The organism is Caldimonas brevitalea, assembly GCF_001017435.1.
Taxonomy (GTDB): Bacteria; Pseudomonadota; Gammaproteobacteria; order Burkholderiales; family Burkholderiaceae_C; genus Caldimonas; species Caldimonas brevitalea.
On sequence record NZ_CP011371.1, the window covers coordinates 2,041,526 to 2,057,431 of the forward strand.

General features: G+C 66.0%; 15 protein-coding genes. 8 read left to right on the forward strand and 7 right to left on the reverse strand.

All coding sequences use genetic code 11. The features are described 5' to 3' along the window. Positions 1-110: 110 nt before the first annotated feature. A complete protein-coding gene (locus AAW51_RS09000; RefSeq protein WP_047194342.1) occupies positions 111-1,319 on the reverse strand; it encodes a GNAT family N-acetyltransferase in 1,209 nt (402 codons plus the stop codon). A 2-nt stretch (positions 1,320-1,321) separates the two neighbouring features. On the opposite strand from AAW51_RS09000, the gene AAW51_RS09005 reads away from it, so the two are divergent. After that, positions 1,322-3,016 (forward strand): NAD+ synthase, encoded by a 1,695-nt coding sequence (locus tag AAW51_RS09005; RefSeq protein WP_047194343.1) that lies wholly within the window; start codon positions 1,322-1,324, stop codon positions 3,014-3,016. 38 nt (positions 3,017-3,054) lie between these two features. Further along, positions 3,055-3,393, forward strand: coding sequence for a P-II family nitrogen regulator (locus AAW51_RS09010; RefSeq protein WP_047194344.1), 339 nt, complete (start codon positions 3,055-3,057; stop codon positions 3,391-3,393). Positions 3,394-3,524: 131 nt separating this feature from the next. Here the strand turns inward: AAW51_RS09010 and AAW51_RS09015 are convergent, their stop codons facing one another. The 5 genes from AAW51_RS09015 to AAW51_RS09035 all read right to left on the reverse strand — a co-directional run bounded on the left by AAW51_RS09015 (position 3,525) and on the right by AAW51_RS09035 (position 6,553). Then, entirely contained in the window at positions 3,525-4,109 is a 585-nt protein-coding gene (locus tag AAW51_RS09015; RefSeq protein WP_047194345.1) for an LOG family protein, read from the reverse strand. An 80-nt stretch (positions 4,110-4,189) separates the two neighbouring features. Next, positions 4,190-4,747: an RDD family protein gene (locus tag AAW51_RS09020; protein ID WP_047194346.1), complete on the reverse strand. Its 558-nt coding sequence runs from the start codon at positions 4,745-4,747 to the stop codon at positions 4,190-4,192. Beyond that, positions 4,744-5,538, reverse strand: a complete 795-nt coding sequence (locus AAW51_RS09025; RefSeq protein WP_047194347.1) for a DUF3106 domain-containing protein — start codon at positions 5,536-5,538, stop codon at positions 4,744-4,746. The genes AAW51_RS09020 and AAW51_RS09025 overlap by 4 nt, the downstream gene beginning before the upstream one ends. Further along, positions 5,535-5,990 carry a DUF3619 family protein gene (locus tag AAW51_RS09030; protein ID WP_047194348.1) on the reverse strand — a complete coding sequence of 152 codons (456 nt, stop codon included), beginning with the start codon at positions 5,988-5,990 and terminating at the stop codon, positions 5,535-5,537. Before AAW51_RS09030 ends, AAW51_RS09025 begins: the two co-directional genes overlap by 4 nt. After that, on the reverse strand, positions 5,987-6,553 hold the full coding sequence (locus AAW51_RS09035) for an RNA polymerase sigma factor (protein WP_047194349.1): 567 nt from the start codon (positions 6,551-6,553) through the stop codon (positions 5,987-5,989). Before AAW51_RS09035 ends, AAW51_RS09030 begins: the two co-directional genes overlap by 4 nt. Positions 6,554-6,982: 429 nt before the next feature. Between AAW51_RS09035 and AAW51_RS09040 the strand changes: the two genes are divergently transcribed. The 6 genes from AAW51_RS09040 (at position 6,983) to pbpG (ending at position 14,672) form a co-directional block, all read left to right on the forward strand. Continuing rightward, positions 6,983-8,773: an acetolactate synthase 3 catalytic subunit gene (locus AAW51_RS09040; protein WP_047194350.1), complete on the forward strand. Its 1,791-nt coding sequence runs from the start codon at positions 6,983-6,985 to the stop codon at positions 8,771-8,773. A 165-nt stretch (positions 8,774-8,938) separates the two neighbouring features. Then, complete coding sequence (gene ilvN / locus AAW51_RS09045; protein ID WP_047194351.1) at positions 8,939-9,430, forward strand: acetolactate synthase small subunit; 492 nt, start codon at positions 8,939-8,941, stop codon at positions 9,428-9,430. 145 nt (positions 9,431-9,575) lie between these two features. Next, complete coding sequence (ilvC, locus tag AAW51_RS09050) at positions 9,576-10,592, forward strand: ketol-acid reductoisomerase (protein ID WP_047194352.1); 1,017 nt, start codon at positions 9,576-9,578, stop codon at positions 10,590-10,592. 204 nt (positions 10,593-10,796) lie between these two features. Further along, positions 10,797-11,627, forward strand: a complete 831-nt coding sequence (gene pssA, locus AAW51_RS09055; RefSeq protein WP_047194353.1) for a CDP-diacylglycerol--serine O-phosphatidyltransferase — start codon at positions 10,797-10,799, stop codon at positions 11,625-11,627. Between the two features lie 240 nt (positions 11,628-11,867). Beyond that, positions 11,868-13,409, forward strand: a complete 1,542-nt coding sequence (locus tag AAW51_RS09060) for a 2-isopropylmalate synthase (RefSeq protein ID WP_047194354.1) — start codon at positions 11,868-11,870, stop codon at positions 13,407-13,409. A gap of 186 nt (positions 13,410-13,595) precedes the next feature. Further along, on the forward strand, positions 13,596-14,672 hold the full coding sequence (gene pbpG, locus AAW51_RS09065) for a D-alanyl-D-alanine endopeptidase (RefSeq protein ID WP_053014005.1): 1,077 nt from the start codon (positions 13,596-13,598) through the stop codon (positions 14,670-14,672). A 402-nt stretch (positions 14,673-15,074) separates the two neighbouring features. Here the strand turns inward: pbpG and AAW51_RS09070 are convergent, their stop codons facing one another. Then, positions 15,075-15,836 (reverse strand): PEP-CTERM sorting domain-containing protein, encoded by a 762-nt coding sequence (locus AAW51_RS09070; RefSeq protein WP_047194355.1) that lies wholly within the window; start codon positions 15,834-15,836, stop codon positions 15,075-15,077. Between the last annotated feature and the right edge of the window lie 70 nt (positions 15,837-15,906).

A 15,906-nucleotide genomic window follows, 5' to 3' on the forward strand; every position in this document is an offset into this window, starting at 1 on the left:
GCGCTGCGTGAGGCGGCCGCGCGCCTCACGCAGCGTCCGCCGCAGGGGCCCCACCACGCCCCAGCGGCGGAGCCAACGGCGAAGCGGCGGGGCCGCCGCCCCCATCCGCGTCACTCGGTTTCTGCCCCCATCACCTTGAACGGCGTGCGCTCACGCAACTCGTCGACGTACGCCGCCATCCCCGACCGCTCCCGCGCGAGAAAACGCGCCACCGCATCCGAGAACGCCGGGTGGCTCAACCAGTGGGCCGACCACGTCTCGATGGGCATCAGCCCGCGTGCCATCTTGTGCTCGCCTTGCGCGCCGCCTTCGAAGCGCTCGTAGCCCTGCGCAATGCACCACTGCAGCGGTTGGTAGTAGCACGCTTCAAAGTGCAGACAGGGGATGTACTCGACGCTGCCCCAATACCGCCCATAGGCGCGCCGGCGCTCGGGGTCGACGGCCACGAGCGACGCGGCGACGCGCTTGCCCTCGCGCTCGGCGATGAACAGCAGCCAATGCTCGGGCATCGTGTGCGCCATCAGCGTGAAGAAGCGGCGCGTCAAATAAGGCGTGGAGTGGTGGGCCCGGTAGGTGGCCCGATAGCAGGCGTAGAAGAAGTCCCAGTCTTGCTCGGTGATCTCGCCGCCCAGCCGGGCCTGGAACGTCACCCCGGCGTCTGCCACGCGGCGCCGCTCCTGCAAAATCTTCTTGCGCTTGTCGCGCTGCAGTTCCGCGGCGAAGTCGGCGAAATCGGCAAAGGCCGTGGGCGCCCGATTACGCCAGTGAAACTGCACGGTGCTGCGCAGCAGCCATCCGGCCTCGCGGGCGGTCTCGCGGTCGGCTTCGTCGATGAATAGCAGATGGGCGGACGACAGCTCGTTGTCGCGCGCCAAAGACTCGACGGCCGCCAGAAGCGCCGTCCGGGCGCCGGGCTCGGTCGCGAGCAGTCGCGGGCCCGGCACCGGCGTGAACGGCACCGCGTCGAGCAGCTTGGGGTAGTAGTCCAGCCCATGCTCCTCATAAGCCTGCGCCCAGGCCCAGTCGAACACGTACTCTCCATACGAGTGGCTCTTCAGGTACAGCGGGCAGGCGGCCATCAGCTGCGGCGATGCGCCCCCCCGCCACACCGTCAGGAAGTGCGGCGCCCATCCCGTCTCGGCGGTCGCACTGCCCGATCGGTGCAGCGCCAGCAGATAGGCGTGGCGCATGAAGGGGCCTGCCTGGGGCGACGCGGCGACGAGTGTGTCCCACGCCGCTGCGTCCAGCTCGGCCGGATCCTGATGGAGGCGGATGACATAATCGTCCGAGCCCTTGATCACCTGCATCTTTTGATTCATTGATGTCAGCACAACACCCTGTGAAATTGGCCGTCGCACAGTTCAACGCAACGGTGGGCGATCTCGCCGGCAACGTCCGCAAGATCGTCGACATGGCGCGCCACGCCTACGCGCAAGGTGCGCGCGTGGTGCTCACGCCCGAGCTGTCGCTGTGCGGCTACCCGGCCGAAGACCTGTGGCTGCGGCCGGCGTTCATGCAGGCCTGCGCCCAGGCGCTGCAAGACTGCGCCGCACAACTCGCCGACCTGCCGGACCTGCATGTCGTCGTCGGGCACCCTCAGCCCGCAGCCGACGACGATGTTAGGACCAAGTCCCTGAGCGTGCAGCGGCGCTTCAATGCGGCCTCGGTTGTGGCAGGGGGGCGGGTGCTGGCGACCTACGCCAAGCGCGAGCTGCCCAACTACCAGGTGTTCGACGAACGTCGCTATTTCGCCTCCGGCCGTGACGCCGGCCAGCCGCCGGTGGTGTTCGAGGTGCAAGGTGTGCGCTTCGGCCTCAACATCTGTGAAGACGCCTGGTTTGCCGAGCCGGCCGAAGCCGCCCGTGCTGCCGGGGCCGAAGTCCTGCTGGTGCTCAACGCGTCGCCCTATCACCTGGGCAAGGTGCACGAGCGTGAGGCGCAGATCGGCGACCGGGCGCGCGCTTGCGGTTTGCCCATCGTCTATGCGCACCAGGTCGGAGGCCAGGACGAGTTGATTTTCGACGGCGCGTCGTTCGCCGTTCAGGCCGACGGCAGCCTGGCCGCCCGCGCGCCGATGTTCGAAGAAGCCGTGCTGGTGCTCGAGGTGAACGGCAGCCGCCTGCACGGTTCGGTCACGGACGTGCCGTCGCTCGAGGCGCAGGCCTGGGGGGCACTCGTCACCGGCGTGCGCGACTACATCGGCAAGAACGGCTTTCCCGGTGCCATCATCGGCCTGTCGGGCGGCATCGATTCGGCGCTGGTGCTGGCCATCGCGGTCGACGCCCTCGGCCCCGAACGGGTGCGGGCGGTCATGATGCCCTCGCCCTACACGGCCGACATTTCCTGGCTCGACGCGCGCGAGATGGCGCGCCGCCTCGGCGTGCGCTACGACGAAATCGCCATCTCCGAAACCTTCGAGTCGTTCCGGCGCAGCCTCGCCCAAGACTTCGCCGGCCTGCCCGAAGACGCGACCGAAGAGAACATCCAGGCCCGCATCCGCGGCACGCTGCTGATGGCCTTGTCCAACAAGCATGGTGCCATCGTGCTGACCACCGGCAACAAGAGCGAGATGGCGACCGGCTATTGCACCCTCTACGGCGACATGGCCGGCGGGTTCGCCGTGATCAAGGACGTCGCCAAGACCCTCGTCTACCGCCTGGCGGCATGGCGCAACCGCCAGCCGACCCGCCTCACAGACGGCACGCAAGGTGAGGTCATCCCCGAGCGCATCATCACGCGGCCGCCCTCCGCCGAGCTGCGCCCCGACCAGACCGACCAGGACAGCCTGCCGCCCTACGACGTGCTGGACGCCATCATGCAGCGGTACATGGAGGAGGACCAGAGCATCGAGGACATCGTGGCCGCGGGCTACAGCCGGGCCGACGTGGAGCGCGTGACGCGGCTGCTGAAGATCAACGAATACAAGCGCCGCCAGGCGCCGGTGGGCATCCGCATCACGCACCGCGCCTTCGGACGTGACTGGCGCTACCCGATCACGTCGAAGTTCCGCGCTTAAACTACGCTCAATCCCTCGTCTCGACATACGGAGCCCCCATGAAGCAGATCACCGCCATCATCAAACCCTTCAAGCTCGAGGAAGTGCGCGAAGCCTTGGCCGAGGTGGGCGTCACCGGGTTGACTGTGACCGAGGTGAAGGGCTTCGGTCGCCAAAAGGGCCACACGGAGCTCTACCGTGGTGCGGAGTACGTGGTCGACTTTCTGCCCAAGGTCAAGGTCGAGGTCGTCGTGAAAGACGCTGACGTCGAGCGCTGCATCGAAGCCGTCGTCAAGGCGGCCAAGACCGGCAAGATCGGGGACGGCAAGATCTTCGTGACCGCGGTCGAGCAAGTGGTGCGCATCCGCACGGGCGAGACCGACGAACAGGCGGTCTAAGACCCGCTGGGCCGGTTGGCCAGGCCGCGCGCGCCAGCCGCAGCCGAGATGTTCTACAGGAGCCCGCCCGATGGCGGGCTCTTCTGTTTGCACGGTGGCGCGGCGATCGGTGCCGACGGGCCAGGACCGGCTCAGATGCGGCTGTAATCGTCCGGCTCGGTGGCACCGGCCGCCAGCCGGTGAAGGCCGGAGAGCAGCTCGGAGGCCGCGGTGTCGACCTGCAGCAGCCCCTGCTGCGCAGGTGGGACGAAACCCTCGTCCACCGCATGCTGCAAGAACCTCAGCAAGCCGTCGTAATAGCCCCCGATGTTCAGCAGCCCCAGCGGCTTGTCGTGATAGCCGAGCTGGCGCCAGGTCCAGACCTCGAACAGTTCCTCGAAAGTGCCGATGCCGCCGGGCAGGGCCACAAAGCTGTCGGCCCGTTCGGCCATCATCTGCTTGCGCTGGTGCATCGTCTGCACCACGTGCAGCTCGGTCAGCCCACGATGGGCGAGTTCTCGGTCCAGCAGCGCCTGCGGGATCACGCCGACCACCGTTCCTCCCGCCGCCAACGTCGCGTCCGCGACGATGCCCATCAGCCCCGCGCGACCGCCGCCATAGACGAGGCGCCAGCCGCGCCGCCCGATTTCGCTGCCGACATCCCGGGCCGCCTGTTCATACGAGGGCGAGCCGCCAGGCCGCGACCCGCAATACACACACACGGAAAAAGCGTTCATCCGGCGATCTTCTCACGTGGTGACCCGCGGCGCAGCTGCACCCCCTCCCCGGGCGGCGAGAGGTCCGCGCGCCGGGCGACTCAGCGCCGAGCGGTGGCAGGGCGGGGGCGCACAGGCACCGGTTCCGAGTGCAAGAGCTGGGTTTGGCACAACACATCGTGCCAGTACTGACGCCGAGGGTGCAGCAGTGCGAGCCCGGCGTACAGCAGCACCCACGCCAGCATCGCGCCGAACAAGACCCCTTTGCCTTGCCACGAAAACAGCCAGCTGGCGCCCAGCGACGGCAGGAACCAGACCCAGCTGCACACGAAGCGCAACGACGCGCGCCCGTAGCCCACCGGCTCGCCCCGCAGGTTGACCAGGCGGATCCGCCAGGTCTTCATCGCCAGCGTCTGCCCGCCGTGCGACCAGAACCAGACGAAGTACAACGCCAGTACGCCAAACATGAAAGCTTGCAACTCGTGGCGGCCTTGCAGTGCATGGCGCTGCTGCGTCAGCGACGAAAACAGCAAACCGGCCAGCATCACGACGCCGAACAGCAGCACCCCCTCGTAGATGAAACAGGCCAACCGCCGGCGCAGCGGCGGAGCCATGTGCAGCGGGGACGACGGGGTGGGGGCGGGTCCGGACTGGCTCATTTGCGCCGCGCCGGCGCCTCGCCGGTATCGGTCGCGACACCTTGCGGTCCGACGCGCGGGAGCAGGGTGTTGGCATCGACGAAGTCGGGCGTCGCGGCAATCTTGGGCATGCCCGCCTGCTGATGCCACGGCGGCGCGGGCCGCTTCTTGATGGAGGTGGTGGTGGCGCCGGGGCGGGCCTGCAACATCACCGGGGACAACGGCACCGTGGCCGGTCCCGTAGCAGCCGGCGGCTTGGTCTTGTCCGCTGCCGCGGCCTTCACCGGCTTGCCGCCGGCGGTCTTGCCCGCGGGGCCGCCCTGCGCCTTACGCGCCAGCTTCAGGCGCTCTTCCTCGCTGAGCGCCTGGTAGGCCGCCCAGCGGTCGCGCCGTTCTTCGGCCGACGACAGGTCTTTCGCGTCACGGTAGTTCACCCGGGCCGTGCGCCGCTGTTCGGGCGACAAACGTACCCATTCGGTCATGCGCTCCTGCAAGCGCGCTTGTTCGCTCGGGCTCAAAGAGGGAAACCGCGACGCGATGCCCATCCACTTCTGTTTGCGGGGTGCGTCGATGCCGGCCCACTCGCGCTGGAGCGGGCGCAAGGCCGATTGTTGCGCCGGGCTGAGTTCCGACCACGACGGCCCGCCGGCACGCGGTGCCGTCGCCGCCGGTACCGCGCGCTGGCCTTCGGCCTGTCCGCCGGGAGGCGCCGCGCTCGCCGTCATGCCGGCCATCAGGCAGGCGACCGCCACTGCCAGGCCTCGCCGGCGGCGGGTCACCCAGCGCCGCCGCCCGTGGGCAGGGTGGTTCATGGCTGCCGGTCCCGCAGGAACTCGGCGAACCCGGGATCGGTATAGGCCGCCGGCGGCAGGTCATCGGCCAGCAGGGCGGAATCGATGTCGGCGGCTTCTTCTGCCTGCTGCTCGTCATGCAGCTGTTCGATCAGGAACAGCCCGGCGAGCAGCAGCACCAGCGGCAACAGCGACGCGATCGACCACCACCACGGCTTGTGAGCGTCTTTCCCAGGGCCGCCCAGCGCAGCCGCATGGCCCACACGCACCAGCGCCGGCGCCTGCGCGGCAGCGGTGGCGGGTTGTTGCTTGCGGCGGGCAAGCGCCTGCTCGCGTGCGAAACGCAGGCGCTCGCTCACGTCGGCGGGCAGGTCCTGCGCGGACAGGGACAAGCTGGCCCCAATGCGGTGCGCAAAACGCGCTTCCAGGGCCTCGAGTTCGGCGTCTTCCAGGGCGGTGGTGTTTGACTTCATGGCGCAATTCCCTTTGCCTTGAGGGCGCGGGCCAGGGCGGAAACGGCTCTCGAGCAGTGGGTCTTCACACTGCCTTCCGAACAGCCCATGACAGCAGCTGTTTCGGATACATCGAGTTCCTCCCAGTAACGCATCAAAAAGGCTTCCCGTTGACGCGTCGGCAGCTTCCCGACTTCGACTTCGATCGCTTGCAGGATCTGGGCCCGGGCGACCGAGTCGGCCGCACTTTCGGTGCCGCTTGACTGATCGAGCGCCTCCAGCGTTTCCAGCAGGTCGAAGTCACCGTCCGGATCACCCGACTCGAACGACTGAAAACTCTGCATCACCGCGTTGCGCACCTTCTGGCGGCGAAACCAGTCGGTCGTCGCGTTCGACAGGATGCGCTGGAACAGCAGCGGCAATTCCGCGGGGCTACGGTCCCCGTACTTCTCGGCCAGGCGGATCATGGAGTCCTGGACGATGTCGAGGGCGGCGTCGGTGTCGCGCACGGCGAACAGCGTGCGCTTGAAGGCCCGCTTCTCGACGCCCTTGAGGAATTCGGTGAGTTCTGATTCGCTGGCCAAGGGGCGGGAGCGCTAGCGCAGGAAAACGGGGGACTCGCCCGGGCTCACGCAGGGCGCCCGCAGCAGGGCAGCCTGGCCACACCCGGCACGGCGCGAGGCGCCCGCCGAAGGCGGCGCCTGTACGCGGGCAGGGGCTCGGGTGATGAGGACGCGACGTCTTTGCACTATCAGCGACTGGGAATGAGACGAAAAATTATCGCATTGATGGGAAACGCGTCCTAAAACGGCGGCGCACCGGGCACGAGAACGCCAAAGTGCGATAATGCCGGCTTGCAAAACACACGGGTCTCAACTCGGACGCCCGACCCGGGCCTCCTCGTTCATGACCGCGCAGGCTCCAAATCCGCCTCACGAGGGCGAGTTCACTTCGGTGAACGTAGAGGAGGGGCACCGATCGTTTTTCGTTAGAGAAATTCAGAAAGGTTCTTAATGGACATGTCTGCCGCGGACCACAAGCGCGCCGCCGCTTCGGACGGCAAAGCCTCCCCGCACAACACCCATTCCCCTGAGGAGCTGAACGGCTCCGACATCCTGGTGCGTTGCCTCCAGGCCGAGGGCGTCAAGTACATCTGGGGCTACCCCGGAGGTGCCGTCCTCTATATCTACGACGCACTCTATAAGCAGCAGACCATCGAGCATGTGCTGGTGCGCCACGAGCAGGCCGCGGTACACGCCGCCGACGGTTATGCGCGCGCCACCGGCGAGGTCGGCGTGGCCCTGGTGACGTCCGGGCCCGGTGTGACGAACGCCATCACCGGCATCGCGACCGCCTACATGGACTCGATCCCGATGGTCATCGTCACCGGTCAGGTGCCGACGCCGGCCATCGGCCTCGACGCCTTCCAGGAGTGCGACACGGTTGGCATCACGCGGCCCATCGTCAAGCACAACTTCCTGGTGAAGGACGTGCGCGAGCTGGCCAAGACGATGAAGAAGGCCTTCCACATCGCCCGTACCGGCCGTCCCGGCCCGGTGGTGGTCGACATCCCGAAGGACGTGTCGCTCAAGGTCACCGCGTTCGAGTATCCCGACAGCGTCGAGATGCGCTCCTACAACCCGGTGCGCAAAGGCCATGGCGGCCAGATCCGCAAGGCGGTACAGCTGTTGATGAGCGCCAAGCGGCCCTATATCTACACCGGCGGCGGCGTCATCCTCGGCAACGCCTCGGCGGAGTTGCGCGAGCTGGTCGACCTGCTCGGCTACCCCTGCACCAACACGCTGATGGGCCTGGGCGCCTACCCGTCCAGCGATCCGAAGTTCCTCGGCATGCTGGGCATGCACGGCACCTACGAAGCGAACATGACGATGCAGAACTGCGACGTCCTGCTCGCCGTCGGTGCCCGCTTCGACGACCGTGTCATCGGCAACCCGCGCCATTTCGCGTCGGTCGAGCGCAAGATCATTCACGTCGACATCGACCCGTCGTCGATCTCCAAGCGTGTCAAGGTCGACATTCCGATCGTCGGCGACGTCAAGGACGTGCTGCAGGAGCTGATCGCGCAGATCCGCGAGCAGCAAAGCCGCCCCGACGTGCAATCGCTGTCGAGCTGGTGGGGCCAGATCAACGAGTGGCGCAAGCGCGAGTGCCTGAGCTACAAGCGCTCCAACGAGGTCATCAAGCCCCAGCAGGTGGTCGAGACCCTGTGGGAGCTGACCAAAGACCGCGAAACCTACATCACGTCGGACGTCGGCCAGCACCAGATGTGGGCGGCCCAGTTCTACCGCTTCGACGAGCCGCGCCGCTGGATCAATTCCGGCGGCCTGGGCACGATGGGCGTGGGCCTGCCCTATGCCATGGGCATCAAGCTCGCCAAGCCCGATGCGGAGGTGTTCTGCATCACCGGCGAAGGCTCGATCCAGATGTGCATCCAGGAGCTGTCGACCTGCCAGCAGTACCAGACGCCGGTGAAGATCGTCTCGCTGAACAACGGCTACCTGGGCATGGTGCGCCAGTGGCAGCAGCTCGATTACGGCGGCCGCTATTCGCACAGCTACATGGACGCGCTGCCCAACTTCGTCAAGCTGGCCGAGGCCTATGGCCACGTTGGCCTGCTGGTCGAGCGGCCTTCCGACGTCGAGCCGGCGCTGCGCGAAGCCATGAAGCTGAAGGACCGCACCGTCTTCCTCGATGTCCGCACCGACCCGACCGAAAACGTCTGGCCGATGGTGCAGGCAGGCAAGGGCATCACCGAAATGCTGCTGGGGTCCGAAGACCTGTGAGGTGAATGAGAGGCCGGCAAGGGCGCTGCCGTTACCGCGGGGCGTCAGGCGCCGGCCCTCCCACCGCACCGGCTCGGGCTGGAACAAACCACTTTTCGATCGGACAGCGTGCCAAGGGCCGCCGGTTACCGCCGTCGGCCTGAAGAGTACGAACCACGACGACTTATGAAACACATCATTGCAGTGCTGCTGGAGAACGAGGCCGGCGCCCTCTCCCGCGTGGTAGGCCTGTTTTCGGCCCGCGGCTACAACATCGAAAGCTTGACGGTCGCCCCGACCGAAGACCCCTCGCTGTCGCGCATGACCATCGTCACGAGCGGCTCCGAAGACGTCATCGAGCAGATCACCAAGCACCTCAACCGGCTGATCGAGGTGGTCAAGGTGGTCGACCTGACCGAAGGCAGCTACACCGAGCGTGAGCTGATGCTCATCAAGGTGCGGGCGGTCGGCAAGGAGCGCGAAGAGATGAAGCGCATGGCCGACATCTTCCGCGGTCGCATCATCGACGTGACCGAGAAGACCTACACCATCGAGCTCACCGGCGACACGAGCAAGCTCGACGCCTTCATCGAGGCGATCGACCGCGCCGCCATCCTCGAGACCGTGCGCACCGGTGCCAGCGGCATCGGCCGCGGCGAGCGCATCCTGCGTGTGTGAGCCGCAGCAGAACCGAAACAACGAAGACCGTGAACGAGTGAACAGGTGATGCCGTGAACATGTGAGGTGGGGCATTCGACGCGGTTGACACTCGTTCACGCGGTCGCTCGGTCACCTGTTCACAAGATTTTTTGGAGAGAACCCAATGAAGGTTTATTACGACAAGGACGCCGACCTGAGCCTGATCAAGGGCAAGAACGTCGCGATCATCGGCTACGGTTCGCAGGGCCACGCCCATGCACAGAACCTGAACGACAGCGGCGTGAAGGTCACGGTCGCGCTGCGTCGCGGCGGCGCTTCCTGGAACAAGGCCGAGAAGGCCGGCCTGAAAGTGGCCGAGATCGCCGAGGCGGTGAAGTCGGCCGACGTCGTGATGATGCTGCTGCCCGACGAGCAGATCGCAGCCGTCTACCACAGCGAAGTCGCCCCCAACATCAAGCAGGGCGCTTCGCTCGCCTTCGCCCACGGCTTCAACGTGCACTACGGCCAGGTCGTCCCGCGCGACGACCTCGACGTGTGGATGGTCGCGCCCAAGGCGCCCGGCCACACCGTGCGTTCCACCTACGCCCAAGGCGGCGGTGTGCCCCACCTGATCGCCGTGCACGCCGACAAGACCGGCAAGGCCCGCGACCTGGCGCTGAGCTACGCTGCGGCCAACGGTGGCGGCAAGGCTGGCGTGATCGAAACCAGCTTCCGCGAAGAGACCGAGACCGACTTGTTCGGCGAGCAAGCCGTGTTGTGCGGCGGCACCGTCGAGCTGATCAAGGCCGGCTTCGAAACGCTGGTGGAAGCCGGCTATGCGCCCGAGATGGCCTACTTCGAGTGCCTGCACGAGCTGAAGCTGATCGTGGACCTGATCTACGAAGGCGGCATCGCCAACATGAACTACTCGATCTCCAACAACGCCGAGTACGGTGAGTACGTCACCGGCCCGCGCGTGGTGACCGAGGACACCAAGAACGCGATGCGCCAGGCCCTCAAGGACATCCAGACCGGCGAATACGCCAAGAGCTTCATCCTCGAGAACAAGGCCGGTGCCCCGACGCTGCAGTCGCGCCGTCGCCTGACCGCTGCCCACCCGATCGAAGTGGTGGGCGAGCAGCTGCGCGCGATGATGCCCTGGATCAAGAAGAACCGCCTGGTCGACCAGTCGAAGAACTGATCGTCGCAAGCAAGCCAGCCCCAGCTGTACGAGCCGCGAGGATTCCTCGCGGCTTTTTCATCTGGGGCTGTTGTATTCTCGCCCCATGCAGTGCCCACACCTCCCGCCGCGTCCGACGTGGCGCCAGGCACCGCACGGGGCACCCCGCAGCGGTCCTCGCTGCGTGCCTGCTTGCCTCCTTCGCGACGTTCCGACCCCGTAGACATGAACCATTTGCATGACCCCGATGACCTGCCAGCGGCCGAGGTCGTCGCGCGCCCGCGCCGCAAGGGGATCTACATCCTGCCCAACCTGTTCACGCTGGCCGCGCTGTTCGGCGGCTTCTATGCCGTGGTGATGGCGATGAACGGTCGCTTCGACCTGGCCGCCATCGGCGTGTTCTGCGCGATGGTGCTCGACAGCCTCGACGGCCGGGTGGCGCGCATGACCAACACGCAGAGCACCTTCGGCGAGCAGATGGACAGCCTGTCCGACATGGTGTCCTTCGGCGCGGCACCGGCGCTGATCGTTTATGAGTGGGCACTGCAGGGCCTGGGCAAGCTGGGCTGGATCGCCGCCTTCGTCTACTGTGCCGGCGCGGCGCTGCGGCTGGCTCGCTTCAACACCAACATTGCCGTCGTCGACAAGCGCTTTTTCCAGGGGCTGCCCAGCCCGGCGGCCGCCGCGATGGTCACCGGCCTGATCTGGGTGATGGACGACCTCGGCTTCAAGGACGTCGCGCTGAACGAGCCCTGGCTCAAGTGGACCGCTTTCGGCCTCACGCTGTATGCCGGTCTGACGATGGTCACCAATGCGCCGTTCTACAGTTTCAAGGATGTCAGCTTCCGGCGCTCGGTGCCGTTCATCGTGATCGTGGCGATCGCCTTGTCGTTCGCCGTGATTTCCTACCACCCGCCGCTGGTGTTGTTCGCGGTGTTCCTCGCTTACGGCTTTTCCGGCTATGCGGTCTATTTCATCAAGAAGGCCAAGGGCAAGCCGGTCAGCGTGATCGCGGTGTCGACCGACGAGCCGGACGAGAAGGGCTTGCATCAATGAGGTGCGCGGCTGGCACGGCCTCGTGATATATTGACCCTCATGACGACGCGCCTCGCCCCCCACACGCTACTGCCTCTAGCAGTGTCACGGGCACGCTGATGGCTCACGTCTAAGAGTTTTCTCGTCAACGGCCCGCCAGCTACAACGCTCGCGGGCCGTTTTTGTTTTTGCGCATCGCTGCGCTGTGTACCGGTTGGTTCGCGCGGAACGCGGCAACACCACACACCCACGGAGTCCACCATGGCCGACAAGCTGATCATTTTCGACACGACCCTGCGTGACGGCGAGCAATCGCCCGGCGCCTCGATGACGAAAGACGAAAAGCTGCGCATCGCGCGCCAACTCGAGCGGCTGCGTGTGGACGTCATCGAGGCCGGCTTCGCCGCCTCGTCCAATGGCGATTTCGACGCGGTGAAGGCGATCGCCGACGTCGTGAAAGACTCCACCGTCTGCTCGCTCGCCCGCGCCAACGACCGCGACATCTCGCGTGCCGCCGAAGCGCTGAAGGGGGCCGCGTCGGCCCGCATCCACACCTTCATCGCGACCAGCGCGCTGCACATGGAGAAAAAGCTGCGCATGACGCCTGACCAGGTGTACGAGCAGGCGCGGCAGGCGGTGCGGTTCGCCCGCAACCTCACCGGCGACGTCGAGTTCTCCCCCGAGGACGGCTACCGCTCCGAGATCGACTTCCTGTGCCGCGTCCTGGAAGCGGTGATCGCCGAGGGCGCCACCACGATCAACATTCCCGACACCGTCGGCTATGCGGTGCCGGAGCTGTACGGCAACTTCATCAAGACCCTGCGCGAGCGCATCCCCAATTCCGACAAAGCCGTCTGGTCCGTGCACTGCCACAACGACCTCGGCATGGCCGTCGCCAACTCGCTGGCGGGCGTCCAGATCGGCGGTGCGCGGCAGGTCGAGTGCACCATCAACGGCCTGGGTGAGCGGGCCGGCAACTGCTCGCTGGAAGAGGTGGTGATGGCGGTGCGCACCCGCCGCGACTACTTCGGCCTCGAACTCGGCATCGACACCTCGCAGATCGTGCCGGCCTCGCGCCTGGTCTCGCAGACCACCGGTTTCGTGGTGCAGCCCAACAAGGCCGTGGTCGGCGCCAACGCCTTCGCCCATGCCTCGGGCATCCACCAGGACGGCGTGCTCAAGGCGCGCGACACCTACGAAATCATGCGGGCCGAAGACGTGGGCTGGTCGGCCAACAAGATCGTGCTGGGCAAGTTGTCCGGCCGCAATGCGTTCAAACAGCGCCTGCAGGAGCTCGGCGTCGAACTCGAGTCGGAGGCCGAAGTGAATGCTGCCTTCGCTCGCTTCAAAGACCTGGCGGACCGCAAGAGCGACATCTTCGACGAAGACATCATCGCGCTGGTCAGCGACGAGAGCGTCACCAGCGAGCAGGAGCACTACCGGCTGCTGGCGCTGTCGCAGCGGTCCGAAATGGGCGAACGGCCGCACGCCCGGGTGGTCTTCGCCGTCGGCGAACAAGAGTTCGCGGCCGAGAGCGACGGCAACGGCCCGGTAGATGCCAGTTTGAAGGCGATCGAATCCAAGGTGAAAAGTGGTGCCGAAATGTTGCTGTATTCGGTCAATGCGATTACCTCGGGAAGTACAGAATCTCAAGGTGAAGTCACGGTACGCCTTCAGTTGGGCGGCAGAGTGGTGAACGGCGTGGGGGCTGACCCTGACATCGTCGTTGCCTCGGCAAAGGCCTATTTGGCCGCGCTGAACAAGCTGCACAGCAAGGCAGAACGCGTGGCGGCGCAGGGCTGAGACCCGAGCGTCGTTCGCACCGGGCTTAGTTGTGACTTTAGGAACAGCGCGTAAGCTTTTGATGTTGCGCAGCTTTTTCTGATCCCCTACACTCGATTGGCCTGGCTGTTGGAGGTTGCCGTGTTTTCGTTGCGCAAGCTGTTTGGGTCTCGTTTAGCGGTGTCTGTCGTAGCCGGTTGCCTGTTGATGTCCGGTATGCAAGCCGGTGCGCTGGCCGCCAAGAAGAGCGATGGCAAGCGCGCCACCGCGGCGGCATCCAAGAAACAAACAAAAACCACTAAACGTGTTGCACGCGGCGCCGCCGCGCAGCGCGTCAAAGTTCGTTTGAGCGCCGCCAAGGCCACCCGGGCCGCGGCGCATCTCAATGCCATCCCGCGCCGTACTGCGGCCGTCCTGTCGCCCTCGCGCCTGTCTTACGGCCAGGCCTACGGCCTGCACGAGACGCTCGACCCGCTCGCCCTCAAGTCGAGCGTGGCGCTGGTGCTCGACCAGGACACCGACGAAGTGCTGCTCAGCAAGAACTCGCAAGCGGTGCTCCCGATCGCGTCGATCACCAAGCTGATGACCGCCCTGGTCGTGGTCGAGGCCAAGCAGCCGCTCGACGAGGTGCTGACGATCACCGAAGCTGACATCGACACCGAGAAGGGCAGCCATTCCCGTTTGTCGCCCGGCACGGCGCTGACCCGCGGCGAAATGCTGCACCTGGCGCTGATGTCGTCCGAAAACCGTGCGGCCAACGCACTCGGCCGGCACTATCCCGGCGGCCTCGCCACCTTCGTGACCGCGATGAACCGCAAGGCCGCCGAGCTGGGCATGCACGACACCCGCTATGTCGAGCCGACCGGCTTGTCGAGCCGCAACCAGTCGAGCGCCCGCGATCTGGCCACCTTGGTCAAGTTCGCCTACCGCTACGACCTGATCCGTGAGCTCTCGACCTCGCCCGAGTACCAGGTAGCGGTCGGCAGCCGCCAGCTGCAGTTCCGCAACACCAACGGGCTGGTGTTCAACCCGTCGTGGCAGATCGGTCTGCAGAAGACGGGCTACATCGCCGAGGCAGGCCGCTGTCTGGTGATGCAGGCCTACATGGGCGGACGCCAGCTGATCATGGTGTTTCTCGACTCCACCGGCCGTTACTCCCGTATCGGCGACGCCGAGCGCGTCCGCAAGTGGGTGCTCGAAGAGATGGCGCCCGTGGCCGAGCCGACCCGCCCCACGGTCCCGGTCAACACGCCGTCGCAGCACACGCCGCGCGTGACGTCCTGAGCCTTCGGGCCCTCCCGGTATCTGCAGCGAAGCCCGGCCTCTGGCCGGGTTTTCGTTTGTAGGCCCGGTATGGTCGCAACCTTGGAGGCGCAAGGTAGGCGGCCGGCCCTCTCATGCATCACGCCATCGGCGTACAGGAAGCCGTGGATCTCGGGGCCCCAGGGCGTGCTGCCGCCGGTCTACGAACTGCCGACGCCCCCAGGCGTCCGCGTTGAAAAGCCGACCACCTGGCCGCTGTCGTTGATCGCGTGAGCCTGACTGTTGCCGCCCAGCGTGCCGAGCGGCTTTACGGCGCTACCGTCGTAGAGGAACGCCTGATGCCCGGTGCCGCCCGGTAGATCGGCAGCGCCGAGCACGTGGCCGAACGAGTTGAGACCGTAGCCTGACGACGGCTGGACCGCTTCAGGACGCCAGTTTGCGCCGCCGCCTGGACGCATGACCTCCGCCGAGGACCGCCAGTCCGCAGCCCATCAACGCGTAGGTGCCGGGCTCCGGGATCGGGATGCAAGAGACTGAATATTGCGCGAAGTTCGGGTCGACGAGCTTGGCCGACAGGGTCAACGTGGCGTCGGTCCAGGCGATGCCGATGTCCGAGTTGGAGGGCAAGTTGTCCGCCAGGCTGACGAAGGTTTCCACGTCCAAGTTGTAGGTGTAGATTTTTCCCGGCTCCAGCGATACCGTGGTCGTTTGCTTGTCCTGGTGCACGAGTTGTGCATCGTGCACGTGGTCCGGGCCCACTTGCTCGAAAGTCATCGACCCGGGGCCGCCATACGTTGCGTTGACCCAGTTGTGCGATGGGCTGGGGCTGTGGCGCCAGATCAGCTCGGCCGTCAGCATGACCGAAACCGATTCCGGTAGCGGCTTTTCTTTTGTGCAGCCTGCTCCACACTGCTGATCGATCTTGCGGCTCACGGTCAAGATCCCCACCTTCCCGTTCTCTTTCGAGTCCTGGCCTTTCAACACACGGGTCACCTTGCTTTGGGCCGTCGCGGGCAAGTGGCCTAAATCCCAGTGCCCGACCAAGGCCGCGCACGTTGCTGTTGCCGCTCCAGCGAAGGTGTCGCAAGAAGGCGCGCTGCCGCTGGCGGCCGCCGGAATCGTCAGGCCGCTCCCGAGCAACACGGCAGCGACGAAGGCGTGCTTGACGTTGGACTTCACTTTCATCTCTCCTAAGAAGACAGGCCGGGCACAGTCAGGACGCGTCCTCTGCAGGGACGCGCCAAGAACTCGCGCT